This is a genomic window from Rhodococcus sp. 05-340-2 (assembly GCF_002258915.1).
Taxonomy (GTDB): domain Bacteria; phylum Actinomycetota; class Actinomycetes; order Mycobacteriales; family Mycobacteriaceae; genus Rhodococcoides.
Genome location: NZ_NOYU01000027.1, coordinates 473681 through 497197, shown reverse-complemented (window position 1 = coordinate 497197; position 23517 = coordinate 473681). Strand labels below are relative to the sequence as shown.

The 23517-nt window shown below is 65.0% G+C and carries 19 protein-coding genes; 12 read left to right on the top strand and 7 right to left on the bottom strand.

All coding sequences use genetic code 11. The features are described 5' to 3' along the window. The first annotated feature begins 114 nt into the window (after nucleotides 1-114). Nucleotides 115-927 (top strand): polysaccharide pyruvyl transferase family protein, encoded by an 813-nt coding sequence (locus tag CH271_RS17350; RefSeq protein ID WP_094634321.1) that lies wholly within the window; start codon nucleotides 115-117, stop codon nucleotides 925-927. A gap of 86 nt (nucleotides 928-1013) precedes the next feature. Then, nucleotides 1014-1472 (top strand): MaoC family dehydratase, encoded by a 459-nt coding sequence (locus CH271_RS17345; protein WP_045195371.1) that lies wholly within the window; start codon nucleotides 1014-1016, stop codon nucleotides 1470-1472. Here the strand turns inward: CH271_RS17345 and CH271_RS17340 are convergent. Genes CH271_RS17340 through hemE form a run of 5 tightly spaced genes read right to left on the bottom strand, consistent with a single transcriptional unit; the run spans nucleotide 1450 to nucleotide 7594 of the window. Further along, on the bottom strand, nucleotides 1450-3771 hold the full coding sequence (locus tag CH271_RS17340) for a molybdopterin-dependent oxidoreductase (protein ID WP_179274661.1): 2322 nt from the start codon (nucleotides 3769-3771) through the stop codon (nucleotides 1450-1452). The genes CH271_RS17345 and CH271_RS17340 overlap by 23 nt on opposite strands. Continuing rightward, nucleotides 3768-4472 carry an HAD family hydrolase gene (locus CH271_RS17335; RefSeq protein ID WP_179274660.1) on the bottom strand — a complete coding sequence of 235 codons (705 nt, stop codon included), beginning with the start codon at nucleotides 4470-4472 and terminating at the stop codon, nucleotides 3768-3770. The genes CH271_RS17340 and CH271_RS17335 overlap by 4 nt, the downstream gene beginning before the upstream one ends. Further along, the gene (gene hemQ / locus CH271_RS17330; protein WP_094634320.1) at nucleotides 4469-5164 is read right to left on the bottom strand and encodes a hydrogen peroxide-dependent heme synthase; all 696 of its coding nucleotides are present in this window, start codon (nucleotides 5162-5164) and stop codon (nucleotides 4469-4471) included. Before hemQ ends, CH271_RS17335 begins: the two co-directional genes overlap by 4 nt. A gap of 4 nt (nucleotides 5165-5168) precedes the next feature. Further along, a complete protein-coding gene (locus CH271_RS17325) occupies nucleotides 5169-6524 on the bottom strand; it encodes a protoporphyrinogen oxidase (protein ID WP_094634319.1) in 1356 nt (451 codons plus the stop codon). After that, entirely contained in the window at nucleotides 6521-7594 is a 1074-nt protein-coding gene (gene hemE / locus CH271_RS17320; RefSeq protein WP_037190079.1) for a uroporphyrinogen decarboxylase, read from the bottom strand. Before hemE ends, CH271_RS17325 begins: the two co-directional genes overlap by 4 nt. Before the next feature lie 125 nt (nucleotides 7595-7719). Between hemE and CH271_RS17315 the strand changes: the two genes are divergently transcribed. From CH271_RS17315 to CH271_RS17280, 8 genes are all read left to right on the top strand, one after another. After that, nucleotides 7720-8319 (top strand): DUF3000 domain-containing protein, encoded by a 600-nt coding sequence (locus tag CH271_RS17315; protein ID WP_037189453.1) that lies wholly within the window; start codon nucleotides 7720-7722, stop codon nucleotides 8317-8319. Nucleotides 8320-8359: 40 nt separating this feature from the next. Then, a complete protein-coding gene (locus CH271_RS17310) occupies nucleotides 8360-9655 on the top strand; it encodes an HRDC domain-containing protein (protein ID WP_179274659.1) in 1296 nt (431 codons plus the stop codon). A gap of 72 nt (nucleotides 9656-9727) precedes the next feature. Continuing rightward, the gene (locus CH271_RS17305; RefSeq protein WP_094634318.1) at nucleotides 9728-10954 is read left to right on the top strand and encodes a thiolase family protein; all 1227 of its coding nucleotides are present in this window, start codon (nucleotides 9728-9730) and stop codon (nucleotides 10952-10954) included. After that, entirely contained in the window at nucleotides 10951-13056 is a 2106-nt protein-coding gene (locus CH271_RS17300; RefSeq protein WP_094634317.1) for a 3-hydroxyacyl-CoA dehydrogenase NAD-binding domain-containing protein, read from the top strand. Before CH271_RS17305 ends, CH271_RS17300 begins: the two co-directional genes overlap by 4 nt. 97 nt (nucleotides 13057-13153) lie before the next feature. After that, nucleotides 13154-14014, top strand: a complete 861-nt coding sequence (sigJ, locus tag CH271_RS17295) for an RNA polymerase sigma factor SigJ (protein ID WP_094634316.1) — start codon at nucleotides 13154-13156, stop codon at nucleotides 14012-14014. Between the two features lie 94 nt (nucleotides 14015-14108). Continuing rightward, nucleotides 14109-14855, top strand: coding sequence for an SDR family oxidoreductase (locus CH271_RS17290; RefSeq protein WP_094634315.1), 747 nt, complete (start codon nucleotides 14109-14111; stop codon nucleotides 14853-14855). A 222-nt stretch (nucleotides 14856-15077) separates the two neighbouring features. Then, nucleotides 15078-16475, top strand: coding sequence for a sugar porter family MFS transporter (locus CH271_RS17285; protein ID WP_037189459.1), 1398 nt, complete (start codon nucleotides 15078-15080; stop codon nucleotides 16473-16475). A gap of 1 nt (nucleotide 16476) precedes the next feature. Beyond that, nucleotides 16477-16746, top strand: a complete 270-nt coding sequence (locus tag CH271_RS17280) for a YciI family protein (protein WP_037189460.1) — start codon at nucleotides 16477-16479, stop codon at nucleotides 16744-16746. Here the strand turns inward: CH271_RS17280 and CH271_RS17275 are convergent. Continuing rightward, nucleotides 16716-18089, bottom strand: a complete 1374-nt coding sequence (locus CH271_RS17275) for a glycosyltransferase 87 family protein (RefSeq protein ID WP_094634314.1) — start codon at nucleotides 18087-18089, stop codon at nucleotides 16716-16718. The genes CH271_RS17280 and CH271_RS17275 overlap by 31 nt on opposite strands. A 288-nt stretch (nucleotides 18090-18377) precedes the next feature. Here CH271_RS17275 and CH271_RS17270 point away from each other — a divergent pair, with 288 nt between their 5' ends. Next, complete coding sequence (locus tag CH271_RS17270) at nucleotides 18378-19640, top strand: MFS transporter (protein WP_094634313.1); 1263 nt, start codon at nucleotides 18378-18380, stop codon at nucleotides 19638-19640. Here the strand turns inward: CH271_RS17270 and dxs are convergent. Further along, a complete protein-coding gene (dxs, locus tag CH271_RS17265; protein WP_094634312.1) occupies nucleotides 19627-21507 on the bottom strand; it encodes a 1-deoxy-D-xylulose-5-phosphate synthase in 1881 nt (626 codons plus the stop codon). The two genes, CH271_RS17270 and dxs, sit on opposite strands and share 14 nt — an antisense overlap. A gap of 178 nt (nucleotides 21508-21685) precedes the next feature. Between dxs and glsA the strand changes: the two genes are divergently transcribed. Beyond that, a complete protein-coding gene (gene glsA, locus CH271_RS17260) occupies nucleotides 21686-23512 on the top strand; it encodes a glutaminase A (protein WP_094634311.1) in 1827 nt (608 codons plus the stop codon). Nucleotides 23513-23517: the final 5 nt, after the last annotated feature.

Here is a 23517-nt window from a genome sequence, read left to right as displayed (position 1 = left end):
TCCCGGAGATCGCCGCGCAGTACCGCGCGTCATGAGCTGCAGATCCGTCGAAACAGAGCCCAGAACTCGGTAGATTTACCTTTGATTACCTATGCATAAGGTAAATTTACGGTCATGGCCACGTCGATCAAAACTTTCTGGTGGCGTCAGGTAAAACTCACCGGCGTCAAACCCAATTTCGGCGACGAATTGACGCCCGGACTGGTGAGATCACTGTTCGGGCTGAAGTGTTCCTGGCGTCGTGCGAAGCGGAGCGACATGATCGGGGCGGGTTCCACCCTCGAAAAGGTCCAGCTCATGGAGGCACGGAAGAGCCTGAAGGTCTGGGGTTCAGGATTCATGCTCAGCGACACTGCCCACGAAAAAGACTTCAGCTACCCCGACTTCGATTTCTATGCTGTGCGCGGACATCTGTCGCTGAGTCGTATCGAGTCCGACCGCGAGGTCGCGGTCGGGGACCCCGGGCTCTTGGCGAACAGGGTCTACTCACGCTCTCCGCGCGTACCCGGTCGAATCGGCCTTGTCTACCACTGGGTGCACAAGAAGGATCCCGTAGTGCAAGCCCTCGCGCGAGAGAAGAACGTGACGTTGATCGACCCGTCCAGACATCCCGCAGCTGTCATCGCGGACATCACTGCATGTGAGTTCGTGATGTCGACGAGTCTGCACGGCTTGATCGTCGCAGACTCGTACGGAGTCCCCAACGCGTGGATAAAGCTGGCGCAGGACATCGGCGGCAACGGATACAAATTCGACGACTACTACTCCGCTTTCGACCGACAAGCACTCCAGCATTCGTCGGACCTTGCGCGGGATCACGAGAAAATCGCGCAACTTCGGAAGGACTATCGCCCGATTCCGAATCTGACGGAAATCCAAGACGATCTGATTGCCGCTTTTCCGTTCGCTCCGCGCTGCGCGGCCTGAATTCCGCAGGCCGAGAACAGAGCCGAACTTCGTTCACCCACTCATTCGCCCTCGAGCGTCCTGCTGCGAAAGTGCATACTGTGAGCATGCGCACTTTCACCTCACCAGAGCAGATCAAAGCGGCCGTCGGCGAAGACCTCGGCACCAGTGACTGGCTGCAGATCACCCAAGAACGGGTGAACACCTTCGCCGACGCCACCGGCGATCATCAGTGGATCCACGTCGACGTCGAGCGGGCGAAGAAGGAAAGCCCGTTCGGCGCACCCATCGCCCACGGATTTCTGAGCCTGTCCCTGGTGTCGATGCTCAACTGGCAGATCTACACCATCGAGAACACCAAGCTCGGAATCAACTACGGCTCCAACAAGGTTCGCTTCATCAACCCGGTAAAGGTCGGTGCCCACGTGCGCCTGCAGACCACCCTCGTCTCCGTCGAAGAGGTATCCGGCGGGGCACTGCAGATGGTGACGGCGGGAACGTTGCAGATCGAGGGCGAGGACAAGCCGGCGCTGGTCGCCGAAATCATCTCTCGCGTCGTGTTCTGACCTCGGACCGAACAGGTGGATCGAACGCTGTGATCGGCGGCAACGGCTCGTCGTAGCGTTCGATCTCCACCAACACGTGCTGGCCGGTGCAGCCGCGCGCAAGCGCCGACGAGCCCTCGTCCGCGGTGAGCACATTCACGCTGCCGTGTACGCACATCGAATCGGGATCTGCCGGATCGAGCGGGTCGTACCAGGCTCCGGTGGACAACTGCACGACCGATTCCAGCATCGCGTCGTCGAGAACCACACCGGCCAGGCACGAACCGCGGTCGTTGAACACCCGTACGACGTCGCCGTCCGACACTCCCCTGACCCCGGCCGCCGACGGGTGCATTCGTATCGGCTCCCGGCCCTGAACCTTCGAGTTACGGCTCACCGCACCGTGATCGAGCTGACTGTGCAGCCTGGTGCGTGGCTGATTGGCGATCAGGTGCAACGGGAACTGCTGGGCTCGGAGTCCACCGAGCCATTCCTGCGGCTCGAACCACATCGGATGCCCACGGCAGTCCTCGTAGTCGAACCCCGCCACCGTCGACGAGAAGATTTCGATCTTGCCGCTCGGGGTGCGCAGCGCGTTGCCCACCGGGTCGCGTCGAAAGTCCTCGAAGAACGTCAGATCGTCCTCGGTCTTCATCCGAAACGAGCCCGCACGCACGAAATCGTCGTATTCGGGAGTATCGACGCCCCCGGCGCGTAGATATCCGCGCCACTGCTCGTACAGGTGCTCGACCCACTGGTGCGAGCTACGCCCCTCGGTGAACTGCTCGCCCACACCGAGTTTCGTCGCCAGCTCGGCGAACGTGTCGTAGTCGTCGCGGGAATCGGCGAACCGTGCGGCGGCCGGGGCCATCGCGACGAGCAAGGGATCGTTGCGCGTGCAGCTCAGATCCGACCTCTCCAACGATGTGGTCGACGGGACGACGATGTCGGCGTGCTTGGCCATCGGTGTCCAGTACGGGTCGTGCACCACGACGGTGTCGGTTCTCCCGAGAGCGCGACGTAGCCGCCCCAGATCCTGGTGGTGGTGGAAAGGGTTTCCGCCGGCCCAGTAGACGATCTTGATATCGGGATAGGTCAATCGTCTACCGTCGTAGTCGAATTCACCACCGGGATTCAGAAGCATGTCCGAGACAGCAGCGACCGGAATCAGATCGGGAACGGGATTGATTCCCTGGGGCAGAGTCGGCAACGGATACGGCACCGGGGCCAGGCCCGGCTCGTTCATCGACCCGTAACCGTGCCCGAATCCGCCACCAGGAACGCCGATCCCACCGAGCATCGACGCCAACGTGACGCCCATCCACGGAGCCTGCTCGCCGTGTCGCGTCCGCTGCAGTGACCAGGTGACCGTCACCATCGTGCGTTTCGACGCCATCTCCCGGGCCAGATCCGCGATCTCCGCGGCCTCGATGCCGCAGATCGCCGAGGCCCACTGCGGGGTCTTGGGTGTGCCGTCCGTGATGCCGAGCAGATATCGCTCGAACTCCGGATAGCCCTGGCAGTACGTGTCGAGAAATGCTGTGTCGTGCAGCTTTTCGTCGGCGAGCACGTATGCGAGCGCCAGCATCATCGCCACGTCGGTACCGGGCCGCGGAGAGATCCAGCGCGCGTCGCCGTTCATGTCGCTGCGAAGCGGACTCACGGTGACGATCTGCCCACCGCGGGCGCGCATCGCGTCGAGCGAATCGACGGTTGGGTGGTCCGACGTACCGCCGTGATTGATGCCGGTGTTCTTCACCGGAACTCCGCCGAACGCCACCAGCAATTCGGTATGTGCGGCGATCACGTTCCAGGAGGTGGAGCGCGAGAACATCTTCCAATGCGCACCGAGGACGTGCGGCATGATGACGCCGGTCGCACCCAGTGAGTAGCTGTGCACCGATCGCGTGTAACCGCCGATGCAGTTGAGAAAGCGATGCACCTGACTCTGCGCGTGATGGAAGCGTCCGGCACTCGCCCACCCGTACGACCCGCCGTACACGGCGTTGTTACCGAATGTGTCGATCACTCTGCGTAGTTCGTTGGACAGCAGGTCGGTCAACTCGTCCCACGAGACCTCGACGAACTCGTCGCTGCCACGCTTGTCGGTCGGCCCCGGCCCGTGCTCGAGCCAGCCCTTGCGCACCGCCGGTGCGGTGACGCGGGATCGATGGGTCACCGACCCGACGAGGTTGCCCAACACCGGGGAGGGATTGCTGTCCGTCACCTGGGGATGAATCGCGGTGACATCGTGCCCGTCCGACTCGGCACGAAACATACCCCAGTGGCCCATGTGTTGAACGCCGGCCACCCCGGTCATCGAATTCCGAACTCGCGCAACGCCTTCAGTAGAGCATCGGGCCGCTGCGACGTCGGCACCGGATCGACGAGAGCGAAGCGACACCCGATCTCTCGAGCGGCACCGTCGGCCTCGGCGCTGTCGCCCACCATCAGTGTCACCGAGGGATCGACTCCCAAGGCCGCTACCGCGTGCCGGAAGATCTCGGGCTGCGGTTTGACGTGACCCACCTCGAACGAGAGCACGAATTCGTCGACGAATCTGTCGAGACCGCGATCGACGAAGGCAGGACGGATGTCGAACGCGATGTTGCTCAATACACCGGTCCGAATCGATTCGGCCGCAAGCATTTTCAGAGCCGGCTCGGTATCCGGGTACGGCGTCCAGGAATCCGCATCGATCACACGACCGTAAACGGACTCTGCGTGCGCCGGATCGGTGACACCGGACTGCGCGAGCACATGCAGATAGGCCTGACGGTGCAGCGCCGGATCGAGATCTCGGTTTCGCCACGCATGACGCGTCGCGTCGTCGAACTCGACCGTCTCCCCCACCGGTGCCGTCATGCGTCGCATCAGTTCCGCGGCTCCCGCACCGTCGACGGGGGTGCCATCGGCATCGTGAATCCCGTCGAACCAGGAGGGGTGCTCCTCGAGCCTGAACAGCGTGCCCGAGAAGTCGAACAGGACGGCCTCGATCGCGGGTGTGCCCGTCGTCGTCACGGCAGAGATTCGACGAGCGCGTCCACCTCGACCCGAGGGCCGGTGAAGAACGGGGTCTCCTCGCGCACGTGACGCCTCGCCTCGGTGGCGCGCAGGTCACGCATCAGGTCCACGATGCGATCGAGTTCGGGAGCCTCGAAGGCGAGGATCCACTCGTAGTCGCCGAGTGCGAACGACGGCACGGTGTTCGCGCGCACGTCCTTGTAGTCGCGTGCGGCCTTGCCGTGGTCGGCGAGCATCGTGCGACGCTCGTCGTCGGGCAGCAGGTACCAATCGATCGAACGGACGAACGGGTAGACGCAGATGTACGCGCCCGGATCCTCACCTGCGATGAACGCCGGGACGTGACTCTTGTTGAACTCGGCCGGGCGGTGCAGCGCGGTGTTGCTCCACACCGGAGTACTCGCCCTGCCCAGCGCGGTGGTGCGGCGGAAATCGGAGTACGTGGCCTGGAGATCCTCGATGCGCTCGGCGTGCGTCCACAACATGAAGTCGGCGTCGGCGCGCATACCGGCGATGTCGTAGACCCCTCGCACCGCGACGCCCTTGTCTTCACGACCTTCGAAGAACACCTTCGCTTCCTTGGCAGCCGCGGCCCGATCCTCGCCGAGAACGCCGGGCGTGACCTTGTAGACCGAGAACATCAAGTAGCGAAGAGTCGAGTTGAGCGCTGAGTAATCGAGGCGTGCCATGGCCCTATCGTGCCACTTCGATCAGACGGGCGGCAGCGGTGGTGGCGGACGCAATACACGCGGGCACTCCGACGCCGCGCTGCCAGGCCCCGGTGACCTCGAGGCCGGGTAGGTCGGCCACTCCGGCCTCGATGGTGGCGACGCGATCGAGGTGCCCCGGGGCGTACTGCGGCAGACCTCCCGGCCAGCGCTGCACGGTGGCGGCGAGCGGCTGCGCATCGATGTTCGCCACCGCCGCGAGGTCCGCGCGTGCCGTCTCGATCGACTCCGCGTCGGATCGGTCCGATGCCGTGGTGTCGCCGAAGCGGCCGAGCGAGGCCCGCAGCAGTACCGCGTCACGCTCCTCCAGGTGCGGCCACTTACGACTCGACAACGTGAATGCCTTGACGTCCAAGCCTGCGTCCGTGGCCACCAGGATTCCGGAATTCTGCGGTAGCTGCGTCGTCTTGGGGAACGCGAGCGCGACGACGACCGAGGACGCGAGTTCGATATCCCGCGCGGCCTGCGCCGCCGCGGGTGCCACCTCGGCGATGAGTCGACCGAGAATCGGCGCCGGGACCGCCAGCACCACGCCGTCGACGAGTCCGACGCCCTCGACGAACCACCCGCCGGCGTCGCGGCGAATCTCACCGACGCCTGCTCCGACGACCGTGTGGGCATCGGTCGCAGCGACGAGAGCATCGAGCAGCACCGCATAACCGTCGCGCAGTCCGCCGAAGACCGGTCCCGGCGACGGAGTGGGCAGTGCTGCCAGCACTGCCTCGGTCAGGTTCGCCGCTCCGCCGTCCAACGCGGCAGCCAACGTGGGCAGAGCCGCGCGGACGCCGATGGAGCTCGCCGAGCCGGAATACACGCCGCCGAGCAGCGGGTCCACCGAACGGCTCACGACCTGGGAGCCGAACCTGGTGCCCACGAGATCTGCCACACTCACGTCCGAACCCGAGGTCCAGGCGAAGGGCCGCGCGGTCTCGGTCTCGATGAGGCGCAGGTCTTCACCGTCCACCAGATCCCGTACCGAATCGGCCGAGGACGGTATCCCCATCAAGGTGCCGAGCGGGAGGGGATGCGTCCGACCGCCGGAGTAGACCAGTGGACGCGCCGACGACGGGTGCACCAGCTGATCCGACAGGCCGAGTTCGGCGAGCAGAGCCGGCACTTCCGGACGACGACCGATGAAGGCCTCCGCACCGACGTCCAACGAGTCCGTGCCGACTGCCGTGGTGCGCAGCGTGCCACCGATGCGCGACGAGGCCTCGACCAGAGTGATCTCAGCATCCGGTCCGCAGGACTGTCGGAGGCGATACGCCGCGACGAGGCCGGAGATTCCGCCGCCGACCACGGCGTACCGCCGCACCGTCACAACGAATGCACCAGCGACACCACGCGGGTCAGAATCTCGGGATCGGTATCGGGGAGCACTCCGTGTCCGAGGTTGAACACATGTCCGCGCGCACCGGCCGCCACCGCGCGGTCCGCTTCGGCGGCGATACGGCGAACTTCGGCCTCGACGGCATCCCAGCCGGCGAACAGCACCGCGGGATCGAGATTTCCTTGCAGCACCTTGCCGCCGCCGACCCGGTGCACGGCGTCGTCGAGCGGAATACGCCAGTCGACACCGACCACGTCGGCACCGGCCTCACCCATCGCCCCGAGCAGTTCTCCGGTTCCGACACCGAAATGGATCTTGGGTACACCGGCCGAGGACACGGCGTCGAACACTCGCGTCGAGTGCGGCAACACGTACTCGCGGTAGTCGGCCAGGGACAGCGCACCCGCCCAGGAGTCGAACACCTGCACTGCGTCGACGCCTGCGGCGAGCTGAGCCTGCAGGAAGGTGATCGTCGTGGTGGCCAGTGCGTCGAGCAGGGCGTGCCAGGTCGCCGGATCGGACCGCATGAGTGCCTTGGTCTTCTCGTGATTGCGGCTCGGGCCACCCTCGACCAGATACGACGCGAGGGTGAACGGTGCGCCCGCGAAACCGATGAGCGGCGTACCGGCCAGTTCACGGGTGAGGATCCGCACCGCATCGGCCACCGGCTCCACCTGATCGGCGGTCAGGATCGGCAGTGCGGCGACATCGGCAGCCGACCGCACCGGCTGCGCGACGACCGGTCCGGTGCCTGCGACGATGTCGAGATCGATACCGGCAGCCTTGAGCGGAACGACGATGTCCGAGAACAGGATTGCCGCGTCCACGTCGTGCCGACGAACAGGCTGGAGGGTGATCTCGGCCACGAGGTCGGGCCGGAAGCACGAATCCAGCATGCCGATGCCGGCGCGAATCTTGCGGTACTCGGGCAGCGACCTACCGGCCTGGCGCATGAACCACACCGGCCGACGCGAGGGAGCTCGACCCGCGATCGCGGCCAGGAACGGCGCGTCCGGGAGTTCTCGACGGGCGGGGGCTGTGGCGTGCGGTTCGGCGTTCATCGCCTTCCATGCTGCCACGCGGGAGAAAAGCTCCTGCCACCAAGGGCGACACACCCACTTCGGTTCCATCACGGCTCGGCGCGCCTCCGCCTGAGCGCAACGTGACGCGTCTAACGTCCGGTGACGTGACCGAATCCCAATCCACCGCCGAACCTGCGCCGTTCCGCGCCGCCATCGACGCGATGCATCGGGCTCAGGTACACCCGGCGATCGAAATCGGTCCGATCCGGCCGCCGCAGCGTCTCGCCCCCTACAGCTATGCGATCGGGGCCGAGGTCAAGCATCCCGATTCCGACCAGGTCGACGAACAGAGTGACGGTGACGCCTTCGGCCGCCTGATCCTGCTGTACGACCCCGACGGTGCCGAGGCATGGAACGGCACCCTTCGACTGGTCGCGTACATCCAGGCGGACGTCGACGAATCCCTCGCCGACGATCCCCTGCTCCCCGAGGTCGGGTGGAGTTGGCTGGTCGACGCGCTGGAGTCACGGTCCGAGCCGCTCAACGCACTCGGCGGCACTGTCACCTCGACCAGTTCGGTGCGCTACGGCGACATCGCCGGGCCGCCCAAGGCCCACCAGCTCGAACTGCGCGCCTCGTGGACGGCCACGTCCGAGGACCTCTCGACGCACGTCGAAGCGTTCTGTGAGGTGCTCGCCTACGCGGCCGGTTTGCCTCCCGCGGGCATCACCACCCTCGGTCAGCGCAGTTCCAGCCGGACATAGTGGGCGGCCCTTCCACCCGTAGGGCTTAGAGTCACTGTCCATGTCAGCCGAGAGTTCCCCCGACACCACGTCGGACGACGCCACGTCGGACGCGCCGGTCAACGAGCCGGTCGCCGTTCCGTTGCTCGCCCCGGCTGACGGTGTACCCGATGTCGTCGACACACCGGATGCCGTCCTCGTGGCCGCGACGCTCCTCGCAGCGGGCCACGGGCCTCTCGCCGTCGACGCCGAACGCGCGTCGGGCTTTCGGTACTCCCAGCGTGCCTACCTTCTGCAGTTCCGTCGGCGTGGCGCAGGGACCGTTCTGCTCGATCCGATCCCCGTCACCGGCGACCTCGCTCCACTCGCCGAGGTGATCAACCCGCTCGAATGGGTGTTGCACTCCGCCGATCAGGACCTACCCGGGCTCGCCGAACTCGGCCTGGTACCCGCGACGCTCTACGACACCGAACTCGCAGGCCGCCTCGCCGGATTCGACCGCGTCGGCCTCGGCGCCATTGTCGAACGCACTCTCGGACTGGCGCTGCAGAAGGGTCACGGAGCTGCCGACTGGTCCACCCGTCCTCTGCCCGACACCTGGCTCAACTACGCCGCACTCGACGTCGAAGTTCTGCTCGAGCTTCGCGACGAGATGGCCGCGGAGCTCGAACGACAAGGCAAAACGGACTGGGCGGCACAGGAATTCGCCCACATCCTCTCTCTGGGACCGCCCAAACCCAAGACCGACAGATGGCGTCGGACATCGGGGATCCATGCGATCAAATCTCCCCGCACCCTCGCTGCCGTCCGCGAATTGTGGGCCACCCGAGACGAATTGGCGGCCAAGCGTGATGTGGCACCGAGCCGGGTGTTGCCCGACTCGGCGATCGTCGCAGCCGCAACGGCGGACCCGAAGTCCTCGCGGGAGCTCGAGCAACTGCCGGTATTCGGCGGTCCGCGTCAGCGCAGATCGTCCCGACTGTGGGCCTCCGCCCTGACCCGTGCGCGAGCGCTTCCGCCGTCCGAACTGCCCTCGATGGCAGCGTCTTTCGACGGTCCGCCCCCGGTCAATCGGTGGGCTCGACGCGATCCCGATGCCGCTGCGCGACTCGCCGACGTACGGGCCGCGATGACCGAGCTCAGCGAATCGGTTGCAGTGCCGGTCGAGAATCTGTTGATGCCGGATCTGCTGCGCCGCCTGGTGTGGGATTGGCAGAATCCGGCCGATCCCGACGTCGACCCGGCCGAGCTGATCGAGGCCCGACTGGCCGACGGCGGGGCCCGACCCTGGCAGCGGACACTGGTGGTGCCGGTACTGACGAAGGCACTGCACCCTTCCCAAGTTACCGACGGGTAATACCCGCTACAGTAGGGGTCGCGTCCGGGTACCCGGGCGAGTCGTCCGCATCTGTCGGGAGGATCGAAAAGCGTGTCTGTACCCGCGTCCACCAGCTCACAGAGGAATGTTGTCTTCGTCGACGGCATCCGTACCCCGTTCGGCAAAGCAGGCCCCAAGGGCATGTACGCCGACACTCGCGCAGACGACCTGGTCGTCAAGGCAATCCGCGAACTCCTTCGCAAGAACCCCAACCTCCCTCCCGAGCGCATCGACGAGGTCGCGCTCGCCGCGACCACGCAGACCGGTGACCAGGGCCTGACCATCGGCCGTACGTCCGCACTGCTCGCCGGTCTCCCCCGCAGCGTCCCCGGATTCGCGATCGACCGCATGTGTGCAGGCGCAATGACCTCGGTCACCACCACCGGATCGGGCATCGGCTTCGGCCAGTACGACGTCGTGATCGCCGGTGGCGTCGAGCACATGGGCCGCCACCCGATGGGTGAAGGCGTCGACCCCAACCCGCGTTTCCTCGCCGACAAGCTCGTCGATCCCAGCGCACTGGTCATGGGCAACACCGCCGAGAATCTGCACGACCGGTTCCCGAGCATCACCAAGGACCGCACCGACGCGTACGCCGTCGCCAGTCAGAACAAGTACGACGCGGCCAAGAAGGCCGGCTTCATCGCCGACACTCTCGTGCCCGTAGCCACCAAGTCCGCCGCCGGGTGGGGCCTGGCCACCGAGGACGAGCCGCCTCGCCCCGGCACCACCGTCGAGGACCTCGCCAAGCTCAAGACGCCGTTCCGTCCTGCCGGTCGCGTCACCGCAGGCAACGCTGCGGGACTCAACGACGGTGCGACCGCCGCGATCCTCGCCGGCGAGGACACCGCGCACGAGCTCGGCCTGAACATCGGCATGCGCATGGTCGGCTTCAGCTTCGCAGGCGTCGACCCGGCCGTCATGGGCATCGGCCCGGTTCCTGCCACCGAAAAGCTGCTCGGCCGAACCGGATTAAAAATCGAAGACATCGGCCTGTTCGAGATCAACGAGGCCTTCGCCATCCAGGTACTCGCCTTCCTCGAGCACTACGGCATCGCCGACGACGATCCCCGCGTCAACCAGTGGGGCGGTGCCATCGCGTGTGGCCACCCTCTCGCGTCCTCAGGCGTGCGCCTGATGACCCAGCTGAGCCGCCAGTTCGCTCAGCAGCCCGACGTCCGCTACGGCCTGACGACCATGTGCATCGGTCTCGGCATGGGCGGCACCGTCATCTGGGAGAACCCCAACCACGCTGACTACTCGGGAGCAGCCAAATGAGTGACATCACCACAGCGTTCGAAGACGAGGTAGTCACGAACGCCTTCACCAAGATCGTCTCCGTACCGGGACTCGACGGCTCCATCGCCCTCGTCACGCTCGACAACGGTTTCGATCACACCAAGCCGTCGACCTTCGGTCCCGGCGGACTCGCCAAGTTCGACGCCGCACTCGACGAGGCCTTCGCAGCGAACCCGGTGGCCATCGCCGTCACCGGCAAGCCGTTCATCTTCGCCGTCGGTGCCGACCTCAACGGTGTGCCGAACATCAAGACCAAGGACGAGGCGCTGCAGATCGGGCAACTCGGCCACAAGGTCTTCCGTCGCCTGCGCGAAAGCACGATTCCGACGTTCGCCTTCATCAACGGTGCCGCACTCGGCGGTGGTCTCGAAGTGGGACTGCACTCGCACTACCGGACCGTCGCGGAGAACGCTGCCGCGCTCGGACTACCCGAGGCCTTCCTCGGGCTGGTACCGGGATGGGGCGGAACTCAGTTGCTGCCGAACATCATCGGAGCCTCGAACGCGGTCACCGTCGTCATCGAGAACGCACTGAACCAGAACCGCGTCCTCAAGCCGCAGCAGGCACTCGACCTCGGTATCGCAGACGCTCTCTTCGGCGGAGCCGACTTCCTCGAGCAGTCCCTCGCGTGGGCTGCTCAGGTCATCAAGGGCGAGATCACCCCTGCCCGTCCGGAGATCGACCGCGGGCAGGCCTGGGACGACGCCATCGCCCGCGCCAAGGGAATCGTGGCGGGCAAGACCAACAACTTCGCCCCCGGCCCCGTCGCCGCGGTGGAGCTGCTCGAGCTCGCCAAGAACACCGACATCACCGACTCGGCCTCGCTCGACAAAGCCTTCGCGGCCGAGGACGAGGCCCTGTCCACGTTGCTGGTCAAGGACGAATTGCGTGCCGGGCTGTACGCCTTCGATCTGGTGCAGAAGCGCGCGAAGCGTCCCGCCGGTGCACCCGACAAGTCGTTGGCGCGCAAGATCTCCGGTGTCGGCATCGTCGGTGCCGGTCTGATGGCCAGCCAGCTCGCACTGCTGTTCGTGCGGCAGCTGAAGGTACCGGTGATCCTCACCGACATCGATCAGGAGCGCATCGACAAGGGTGTCGGCTACGTCCACGGCGAGATCGACAAGCTGCTCGGCAAGAAGCGCCTGTCCCCCGACGCCGCGAATCGGTTGAAGGCGTTGGTGTCCGGCTCGATCGACAAGTCTGCGTTCGCCAACACCGACTTCGTCATCGAGGCCGTGTTCGAGAACCTCGACGTCAAGAAGAAGGTGTTCGCCGAGGTCGAGGAATTCGTTTCTGCCGAAACGATTCTCGCGACCAACACCTCCTCGTTGTCGATCACCAAGATGGCGGCCGATCTGAAGCACCCCGAGCGCGTTGTCGGCTTCCACTTCTTCAACCCCGTTGCGGTCCTGCCACTGCTCGAGGTCGTCAAGGGCGAGAAGACCGACGATGCCACCCTCGCAACGGCATTCGCGACGGCCAAGACCCTGAAGAAGTCGGCAGTATTGTCGGCGGATCTCCCCGGATTCGTCTTCAACCGTCTCGTCACCCGCGCGTCGAACGAGATCATCAGCGCGATCGACGAGGGCACCCCGTTCGAGGTCGCCGACGGCGCAGTGGGCGAACTCGGCATGCCGATGAGTCCGCTGACCCTGCTGGCACTCGTCGGACCGGCCGTCGCTCTGCACACCGCGGAGACGCTTGCCGAGGCGTACCCGGATCGATTCAAGGACTCCCCCGGATTCCGTGCACTCGTCGAGGCGAAGAAGCCGGGTGTGTGGACCTACGGCCCCGAGGGCCAGGTCGTCGACCCCGAGGTGGCCGCACTGTGGCCGCAAGGTGATTCGCCGTCGACCGCCGAGCAAGTGCTCGAACGCACCCGCAACGCGATCGCCGACGAGATCAAGATCATGCTCGACGAGGGCGTCGTGGCAGCAGCCGAGGACATCGACCTCTGCCTGCTGCTCGGCGGCGGCTTCGGCTTCTGGAACGGCGGCATCACCCCGTACCTGGACCGCAGCGGGGCCTCCGAGGCCGCAACCGGTCAGCGCTTCCTCGCTCCGGGCGTAGCCAGCGTCTAGCATTGCCCGCCGAGTTCGAGGTTGTGGACGGAATTCTCCGGATTTTCGTCCATCACCTCGAACTCGGCATCGTTGTGTCGCGATAAGGTCTGACGCCATGAACGAGGAACGCGGTCGGCTGATCGGTATCGCCTATCGCATGCTTGGTTCCTACTGCGACGCCGAAGACGCTGCGTCCGAGGCTCTCGTTCGGTGGTACCGACTCACCGACGCCGAACGCGACGCCGTCGACGTCCCTGCTGCGTGGCTCACCCGGGTGGTCGGCCGCATCTGCCTCGACCTGCTCGGATCGGCCCGCGTCCGCCGCGAGAAGTACGTCGGCCAATGGTTGCCGGAACCCGTCTGCGGCCTGCACTCGGTGAACTCGACGGCCGCCGACCCGGCTGATCGAGTCGCACAACAGGATTCGGTGACTCTCGCCTTGCTCGTCGTTCTCGAATCGCTCGGTCCTGCGCAGCGAGTCGCATTCGTGCTGCACGATGCCTTCGCCGTTCCGTTCGACGACATCGCGGCCGTGCTCGACCGCTCCCCTGCCGCATGCCGCCAGCTCGCGTCTGTCGCCCGAAAACACGTGCACGGCCGCCAACTCACCTCTGCCGACCCCCTCGAGCACGATCGCGTCGTGCGCGCCTTCGCGATGGCCTCGGGAGACGGAGACCTTGCGACGCTCGTCTCGTTGCTCGCCCCCGATGTCACCCTGATCAGCGACGGAGGCGGGCAGGTCTCGGCGGCCCGCAACCCTGTTGTGGGCTCCGACCGAGTCGCTCGTTTCGTTCGCGGCATCACCGCCAAGTCCACGGACCTCAGTTGGTCCATCGAGGCCGTCAACAGCCTGTCCGGCATCGTGATCCGACGCGGCGGAGAGGTGTTCAGCGTCATCGGGTTCGACACAGCGGACGGGGTGGTGGCCGACATCTGGATCGTGCTCAATCCGGACAAACTCCGACATTGGCCCTGACACTCGCCATACATTCGGCACGGCTGTGTCGTCAGAGAGTGGAGGGCCGCGCCGTGCGGTCCGCATCAGCTCTCGAGAATCAGGTGGATACGCGATGAAGCTAGCCGTAGCCGGTGGAACCGGAACCGTTGGAGTGCATGTCGTCGAGGTCGCCCGTCAACGCGGACACGAGGTGGTCGTTCTGTCGCGATCTGCGGGTGTGGATCTCGTCAGCGGGTCGGGTCTGTCCGACGCCCTGGCCGGAGTCGACGCGGTGGTCGACGTCGCGTCGACGCAGACAATCTCGGCGAAGGAGTCGATGTCGTTCTTCGCCGCTGTCACGCGAAACCTGCTGACGGCAGAGGGCGCGGCCGGTGTCGGCCATCACGTGGCGCTGTCGATCGTGGGGATAGACAGGGCTCCACACTCGTACTACGCCGGAAAGGTCGAGCAGGAGAGAATCATTCGAGCCGGCACAGTGCCGTGGACAATTCTTCGAGCCACCCAGTTCCACGAGTTCGCCGGCCAGATTCGCGCACGATCCTCGTTCGGTCCGGTGAGCATCATCCCGAAGATGGTCTCGCAACCGATCGCCGCCCGCGAGGTCGCCGAACGACTGATCGACCTGGCGGAGCGGCCCCCGGCCGGCCGAGTCGCAGACCTGGGTGGACCGCGTGAAGAACGCATGGCCGAGATGGTGCGGCGCTACGCACGGGCCATCGGTACTCGCGGCCTGGTGCTCGAAGTCCCGATTCCCGGCGCATACGGTCGCGCGATGCGAGACGGAACGCTGGTCACCACGACCGATGCGGATCACGGTCTCCAGACCTTCGGTCAGTGGGCGGCCGCCCAGGCGCGATAGCCACCTGCCGCCGAACTCGAAGCCATGGACGACTTTCGGCAGTTTTCCGTCCGCAACTTCGAGTTCGACAGGCGCAATATCGGACAATTCACCTTTTTCGGTGAGCGGATTGCCGCACGCCTCGAATATCGAGTCGATTTCGCTCCCAATCCGCCGGTGCGAGGACGATGATGGCGATCGACCACCAAGGATGCTGGTTCACCTCGAAAGCTGGGTCACGTGATGACGCAATCCACCGATCGGCACACTGCCAAAGTCATCGGAGTCACGATTGCCGCCGCTGTCGGCGGCTTCTTGTTCGGGTTCGATTCGTCCGTCGTCAACGGCGCGGTGGACTCCATCCAGGAGAACTTCGCACTGTCGTCGTTCGTCACCGGCTTCGCCGTGGCCATCGCGCTTCTCGGTTGTGCGGTCGGTGCCTGGTTCGCCGGCCGGCTCGCCGACAGCTGGGGCCGAAAGAAGGTGATGCTGCTCGGTTCCGCACTGTTCACCATCTCGTCGGTGGGATCCGGGTTCGCGTTCAGCGTCCCGGATCTCATGCTGTGGCGTGTACTCGGCGGCCTCGGCATCGGCATCGCATCGGTCATCGCGCCCGCCTACATCTCGGAGATTGCCCCGGCGCGCTATCGAGGTGGATTGGCCTCGCTGCAGCAGCTGGCCATCACCATCGGAATTTTCGCCGCCCTGCTGTCGGACGCGGTGCTGCAGAACGCGGCAGGTGGGCCGTCGAACGACCTGTGGTTCGGGCTCGAAGCCTGGCGATGGATGTTCCTGGTCGGCGTGGCACCGGCACTCGTCTACGGTTTTCTCGCCACGCTGATTCCCGAGTCGCCCAGATACCTCGTCGGAAAACATCTCGACGAGGAAGCGGCTCGCATTCTGGGAGACATCACCGGGGAGGTGAACCCGAACGAAAGGGTCAAAGAGATCCGACTGACCTTGCGTCGGGAATCGAAATCGTCCTTCGCCGATATCCGTGGACCCAAGTTCGGTCTGCAACCGATCGTCTGGGTCGGCATCACGATGGCGATTCTGCAGCAGTTCGTCGGCATCAACGCGATCTTCTACTACTCGACGACCCTGTGGAAATCCGTCGGTTTCAGCGAGAACCAATCTTTCGTCACCTCGGTGATCACCTCTGTCATCAATGTCTCGATGACATTCGTCGCCATCTTGTTCGTCGACCGATTCGGTCGACGGAATCTGCTCATGATCGGCTCGATAGGTATGTTCGTCGGCCTCGTACTGGCCGCCGTTTCGTTCACTCAGGCAGTGGGCAGCGGGGACCAACTCGAATTGCCGTCCCCGTGGGGACCGGTCGCTCTCGTCGGAGCGAACCTCTTCGTGGTCTTCTTCGCCGCAACCTGGGGACCGATCATGTGGGTCATGCTCGGGGAGATGTTCCCCAACCGAATGCGAGCCGTCGCTCTCGGTATCAGTACTGCCGCGAACTGGATTGCCAACTTCGCCATCACACTCGCATTTCCGCCGCTGTCCGACACCATCGGACTCGGATTCATCTATTCGTTCTTTGCGTTCTTTGCGATCCTGTCTTTCTTCTTCGTCAAGTACAAGATCACGGAAACCAAAGGAATGGAGCTCGAGGACATGGAGATCTGACATGCCGATGTTCGTCGTCGAATACGCGTACACCCCCGAAACATCCTCGGGCCGTGACGATCACCGCACCGACCACCGCGCCTGGCTGCGCGAACTCGAGCGCCGCAAGATCCTCCGATCGTCGAGCCCACTCGCCGATCACAGTGGTGCCACGATGATCGTCGACGGCACCGACAAGGCGAGTGTGGAGCGGATGTTCGCACACGATCCCTTCGCCCTGGCCCATCTGATAGATCGCGTTCAGATCGAAGAGTGGGTGGCAGGGACGTAGCGGACAGTCGAGTCCTTCCGCAGTCCTATCGCCGCTACCACCAGAACGATCACGTAGACAACGCAATACGCGTTCCGCAGTCCTCCGTCGAGGATCGGCGATAAGGACTGCATGAACGTGCCGATCACCACCACGTCGGCCTGAGTGCGATACCAGGCCACGAAAGGAGCTGTGGCGGCGAGCAATCCGAGGATGCGCAGCGTGCGGCCGCGCACGCTCGTCCGCGAGCTCGCACACGCATCGAGTCCGATCACCAACAGCGGAACGCACCACACCCAATGATGGCCCCAGGAGAACGGCGACACCATCGGCGCCGTGAGACCGCACAGCGTCATCGCCAGCAGTGTTCTCCCCGCACGGTGAGCTCGATACGACACCCACATCCCCGCAGCAAGGACGATCAAGGCCGCAGGCAACCACACGATCACAGGCGGATGCTCGGTTCCCCACGCCCGCGCCACCACCCCCCGAACCGACTGGTTCGCGGGAGACGTGGTCGACCCCACTCGGTCCGAGGCGAGGATCGCGGAGGTCCAATAGCGCCACGCGTCGGAGAACACGACCACAAATCCGATCAGCACCGTCACCAGACCGGTGACGGCCGCAGTCCATGCCGCTCGCCATTGCTTCTGCGCGATCGACATGACGATGAACAGGCCGGGTGTCAGCTTCAGACCTGCCGCGATTCCGACGCCGACCCCGCGAAGCCGACTGCCCTCGGGCCGGCCGAGATCCCACAGCACCAACACGAGCAACAACAGATTGATCTGGCCCAACCACAGCGACATGCGCACCGGCTCCAGCCACGAGCAACCCACCGCCAGACCCACACTCACCACTTTGGTCCGCGTGCAATTCTCGTATCCGAGTCGTCGCCAGCTGAGATGGACCACGCCGTAGAGCAACACGACATTGGATACGTTCACCAGCAATCCGGTCGCCGTATCGGAGAGCAAGCCCAGGGGTGCGAACAGCACAGCAGCGAACGGCGGATACGTGAACGGCAGCGTGCCGAACAACGAAAACGAGTACAGCTCTTCGCTACCGAGTACGGTTGCGCCGCCGTGTCGGTAGACGAGAGCGTCGACACCGTTGCCGAACAACCCGTACAACGAGTCGAACGACAGCAGACGATCGTGTGCTGCGAATGCCACCACACCGATCACTGCCGACATCGCCACGAACCATCGCGAATGCCGTCGCTCGATCCCGTCGTTCCGGGAATCCCGCGGAGGGGTGCCATCCACGGACTCGACGGCAGCCCAGTCGGAGTCACCGTCGCCGAGAGCCGGATCGCTTCGGCTGTCCGAGACGTCGGTTCTACCGTCGAAGACGAGGGTCATGGACAAAACATGCCAGTCGTCACGGTTTGGACAACAACGACACACCAGCCACGCAGGTCACATATTCGCAAAGAAAATGATCGACACTCGGCGTGAATCGGCTCGATGTCACGACGCGATCGATTCCGTACTCCTCGCTGCATTCGTCGATCACTCGTTCGTGAAATCCGAGAGTTCGGTGTTGCTCTCGGTACCGAACCTGCAGCCAGGTCGAGAAGGTTCTCACATGACCGGTAGTGCATTGTGAGGGATAGAAACAATCCGTCGACCGGACGCCGAAAGCAGGCCATGAAGTCCCGAACCGTGTTCGCTGTGTTCACCGTCGTGGTCTTCGGTCTCGGACTGCGTCTGCTGTTCGGCAGCACCTCGGCTCTCACCTCGAATATTGCGGCGTTCTACTCTGCCGGTTCCGTCTCGATGACGCTGTTGACGACGGGACCGGTGATCTTCCTCGGTGTGTGCGCTGCCGCTGCAGGTTCTTTGCTGCGTCGCGCGCGGGTCACAGCCGTGCTCGTCGGGTGCTTGATTCTCGTTGCGGTCGGCACCGCGGTGCGCGCGGTGCCGTCCTGGCCGGTGCTGGTGGCGGGAACCCTCGCGGCGGCTGCGGGTATTGCGGTGGCGAACGTGTTGGGTCCGGTACTGGTTCGCGTGATCGTGCAGGAGTGGAGCCTGCGGGAACGACCGGAGAGTCCGGCGGTGTCGGCTCGCCGGCTGGGGTTGTTGACCGGTGTGTTGACTGCCGTGATCAGCGCCAGTGCCGGTGTGGCGTCGGGGGTCTCGGTTCCGTTGACGGAGTCGCTCGACGGCGCGTGGCGGTGGGTGCTCGGGTTGTGGGCGGTCCCGGTGGTGATCGCGGCGTTGTGTATGGCACTGCTGTCCCGGATGTTCGCGAGGACGGGGTCGTCGCCGGCGGTGTCCGGTTCCGTGGGATCGCAGGGCAGTTCGGGCGTGCTGCGCTCCCCCGTCGCGTGGGCGGTGACGGCGTTCATGGGTGTGCAGTCACTCATGGCGTATTCGTTGATCGCGTGGTTGCCCACGATCTACCAGGATCGAGGTGTGGACGCCGCCGCGGCCGGATTGCTGTTGACGGCTCTGTCGGTCAGCAGTGTCGTGACGGCGCTGACGGTGCCGAACGTGGCCACCGGATTATCGCGGCAGAGCGTTCTGGCCGCCGCGGTGGTGTTGCCCAGGGTTGCCGGCTTGCTGGGAGTGCTGTCCTCGGCCGATTCATGGGCGCTGCTGTGGGCCGTGTTGCTCGGACTCGGCCAAGGTGGGCAGTTGTCCTTGGCGATGACGCTGATGAATCTGCGGGCCGCGACGGCACGTGATGCTGCATCGCTGAGTTCGATGGCACAGACGGTCGGCTACATGCTGGCAGCCTGCGGCCCGGTGGTGTGCGGCGCAGTACATTCGGCAACGCAACGGTGGGAACCGTCGGTGCTCTTCCTGCTCGTGATGACGGCTCCGATGGCAGTCGCGGGCGCGGTGGCCGGACGCCGCGCGTTCTACGGCGGCGACGTCCGGCAGGAGACCGGCGTCAGAGGCTCTTGACCCAGTGCGAGACCCGCTGTACGACGTCCTCGCAGGTGAGACCAAGTTCGTGGTGCAGCTGTTCGCGTGATGCGTGATCCAGGAATCGTTGTGGCACACCGAGATCACGACACGGAGTATCGACGCCTGCCGCGCGAAGAGCCGCGGACAGGGTCGAGCCGACACCACCGTGCAGGCCACTGTCTTCGAGGGTGACCACCATCCGATAGTCCTCCGCCAATTTCAGCAGCGCCTGCGGGATGGGCAGCACCCACCTGGGGTCGACCACAGCCGCCGAGATGCCGTCCTGTCGGAGTTTCTCCGCGGCGTGCACGGCCAGCGGACCGAACACTCCGACGGCCACGATCAGCACATCGCCCGTGGCACCGGACGGCTCGGTCAGTACGTCGACGATTCCGTCGAGTCTGCGCACTGCGGGCACGGTTTCGGTCACCGCGCCCTTCGGAAAGCGCAGCGCGGTGGGTCCGTCGGACGTTGCGATCGCCTCGGCCAGCTCTTCTCGCAGTGTCTCGGCATCTCGTGGCGCCGCCACCCTCATGCCGGGGATGATGCCGAGCAGGGACATGTCCCACATGCCGTTGTGGCTGGCACCGTCGGCCCCCGTGACACCGGCGCGGTCGAGCACCACGGTGACCGGCAGTCCGAGCAGCGCCACGTCCATCAGCAATTGATCGAACGCTCGATTGAGGAAGGTGGAGTAGATCGCGACCACCGGATGCATGCCGCCCAGTGCGAGACCGGCAGCCGACGTCATCGCGTGCTGCTCGGCGATTCCGACGTCGAACAGCCGGTCGGGGAAGCGAACTCCGAACGCGGCGAGACCGGTGGGCGCGGCCATCGCAGCGGTGATCGCCACGACGTCCTCGTTCTGTTCGCCCTGCTCGATCAGTGCCGCTGAGAACACCGAGGTCCAGTCCGGTGCCGACTTCGACCGCGCCAGTCCCGTCAACGGATCGATGATCCCGGTGGCGTGCATCTGATCTGCGACGTCGTTCTCGGCGTGAACGTAACCCATGCCTTTGCGCGTCACCGCGTGGACGATGACCGGGCCGCCGTATGCCTTGGCTCGACGCAGAGCCGATTCCATCGCGTGCTGGTCGTGGCCGTCGACCGGACCCAGGTATTTGATTCCGAGATCGGTGAACATCACCTGCGGGCTGATGGCGTCCTTCACTCCGGCCTTCATGCCGTGCAACATCGCGTAGGCCGTGGGCCCGACGATCGGAATGCGACGAACGATGCGGCGACCATTGTCCAGCACCTTCTCGTACCCGGGCTGGAGCCGTAGGGCAGCCAGATGATCGGCCAAGCCCCCGATGGTCGGGGCGTACGAGCGACCGTTGTCGTTGACGACGATCACCAGGGATCGTTCGCGGCCTGCGGCGATGTTGTTGAGGGCCTCCCAACACATTCCGCCGGTGAGCGCACCGTCGCCGACCACAGCGACCACGTGCCGGTCGGATTCGCCTTTCAGGGCGAACGCTTTGGCCAGGCCGTCGGCGTAGGAGAGGGATGCCGACGCGTGCGAGGACTCGACCCAGTCGTGTTCGCTCTCGACCCGTGACGGGTAGCCCGACAGGCCGCCCTGCTTACGCAGCGTGTCGAACAGACCGGTGCGCCCGGTCAGCATCTTGTGTACGTACGCCTGATGACCGGTGTCGAAGATGACGGGATCACGCGGGGAATCGAAGATGCGATGAATCGCCAATGTCAGTTCCACCACACCGAGATTGGGACCGAGGTGGCCGCCGGTAGCGGACACCTTCTCGACGAGGAACGCACGGATCTCGCGAGCCAGTTCGGCCAGCTCCGCACTGCCGAGGTCGCGCAAGTCCTCGGGCGTCTGAATTCGAGCTAGGACACCCAACGAGATCGCTCCCTCCGGCCGGAAAACACAATGAAATTTCAGTCTACGGAGTTACCGTGCACTGCTGCTCCGCCCAGCATCGTCACGCCGACAGTACCGTCGAACATCGAGGTGCCCTGGGCCAGCCGCCCCTAACCTCGGCGGAGACGAATCGGACATCACACATACAGTGTGGCCTATGAGCAACGTGGTCGATGCCATCCTGCGCCGAGTTCACGAATTATGCCGAGACGACACGTCCGGGCAGGTGGCGGACTACATTCCCGAACTGGCCGCCGTCACGCCGGACGGGTTCGGTATTGCGCTGACGACCACGGACGGTTACGTCTACGAGGTCGGCGACACTCGACTCCCCTTCACGATTCAATCCATCTCCAAGCCGTTCACCTATGCACTGGCGTTGGCCGACCGGGGACTGGACGTCGTCGCGAGCAAGGTCGACGTCGAACCGTCCGGTGAGCCGTTCAACGAGATCAGTCTCGACCCCGTCACCGAGCGACCGCGCAACCCGATGATCAACGCCGGTGCCATCACGTCGGCGTCGCTGATCACCGGGCGAAGTGCCGAGGATAAATTCGAGCGCATTCGAGCCTCGTACTCGCGGTATGCAGGGAGGACTCTGACGTTCAACGACGCCGTCTACCGGTCGGAGGCCCGCACCGGCAATCGCAACCGAGCAATCGGGTACATGCTTCGTTCGTTCGACATCATCGACCACGATCCCGACGCCGCCGTCGATCTGTACTTCCGCCAGTGCTCTATCGACGTCACCGCCGCGGACCTCGCCATGATGGCGGCCACGATGGCCAACAACGGCGTCAACCCGCGCACCCGTGAACGTGCACTTGCACCGGCTCTGGTCGAACGAGTGCTGTCGGTCATGACGACATGTGGGATGTACGACGGCGCGGGCGACTGGGTCGCGAGGGTCGGCCTGCCGGCCAAGAGCGGGGTCGGAGGCGGGATCCTCGCGGTACTCCCGGGACAGATGGGCATTGCCGTCTACTCCCCGCGGCTCGATTCGCACGGAAACAGCGTCCGTGGAGTCGCCGCTTGCCGAGAACTCTCGAAACGCCTCGAACTGCACTTCCTGCACGTCACCCGAGCTGCGAAGTCCTCGATCCGGCGCCGATACGTGGTCACCGAGGCACCGTCACGCAAACGGCGATCCGACGTGGAACAGGACACCTTGGCTACCGTGGGCGATCGAGCCCGCGTGTACGAACTACACGGGGATCTGCTGTTCTCCGGTGCCGAGACTGCCGTCCGTGAGATCGGCGACCTCGATCGGGAACTGGATGCCCTCGTCATCGATGTGCGAGGCGTCGACGAGGTCAGTGACATCGCCCGGACCATGTTCGAGGATCTCCGTCAGGATCTCGCGGAGCACGGCTGTGTGGTGGGTCTGGTGGATCCGAGAGCGATCATGGGTCACACGACGTCGAGTCTCGACCCGGCCGACCCCGCGGGCCGAACCTACTCGAGCCTGGGTGCGGCCATCCAGTGGGCCGAGAATCTGTTGCTCGATCGCCATTGCGCGGGTGTGCGACAGCCGACGGTCGTCACCACGGCCGAGCATCCGTTGCTGGCCGGGCTGTCCGCCGCACAGTTCGAGGCCGTCACTCCGTATCTGGAGAAGCGGCACTACGCGCGCGGAGACGTGATCGTTCGCCAGGGTGATGCGGCTGCGGGCCTGTTCCTGATGCTGCGTGGTGAGGTGACGTCCACGGCCGTCGCCGCCGACGGCGGCAAGCACCGCATCACGACGCTCTCCCCCGGCATGAGCTTCGGTGAGATGCCCCTGCTGATGTCGGTACCGTTCCTGCTCGACATGGTCGCCGACACACCGGTCGATCTCGTGGTGGTGTCGGCGGCGCACTTCCAGGCGCTCACGCGCGATGCACCGGAGATCAAGCTGGCGCTGCTGGAAAATCTCGCCACCGGAGCCTACGGCCAGATGGCCGCGGTGATCAGAACGCTCGGGCGGTTCGACATCGGCATCTGACCGAA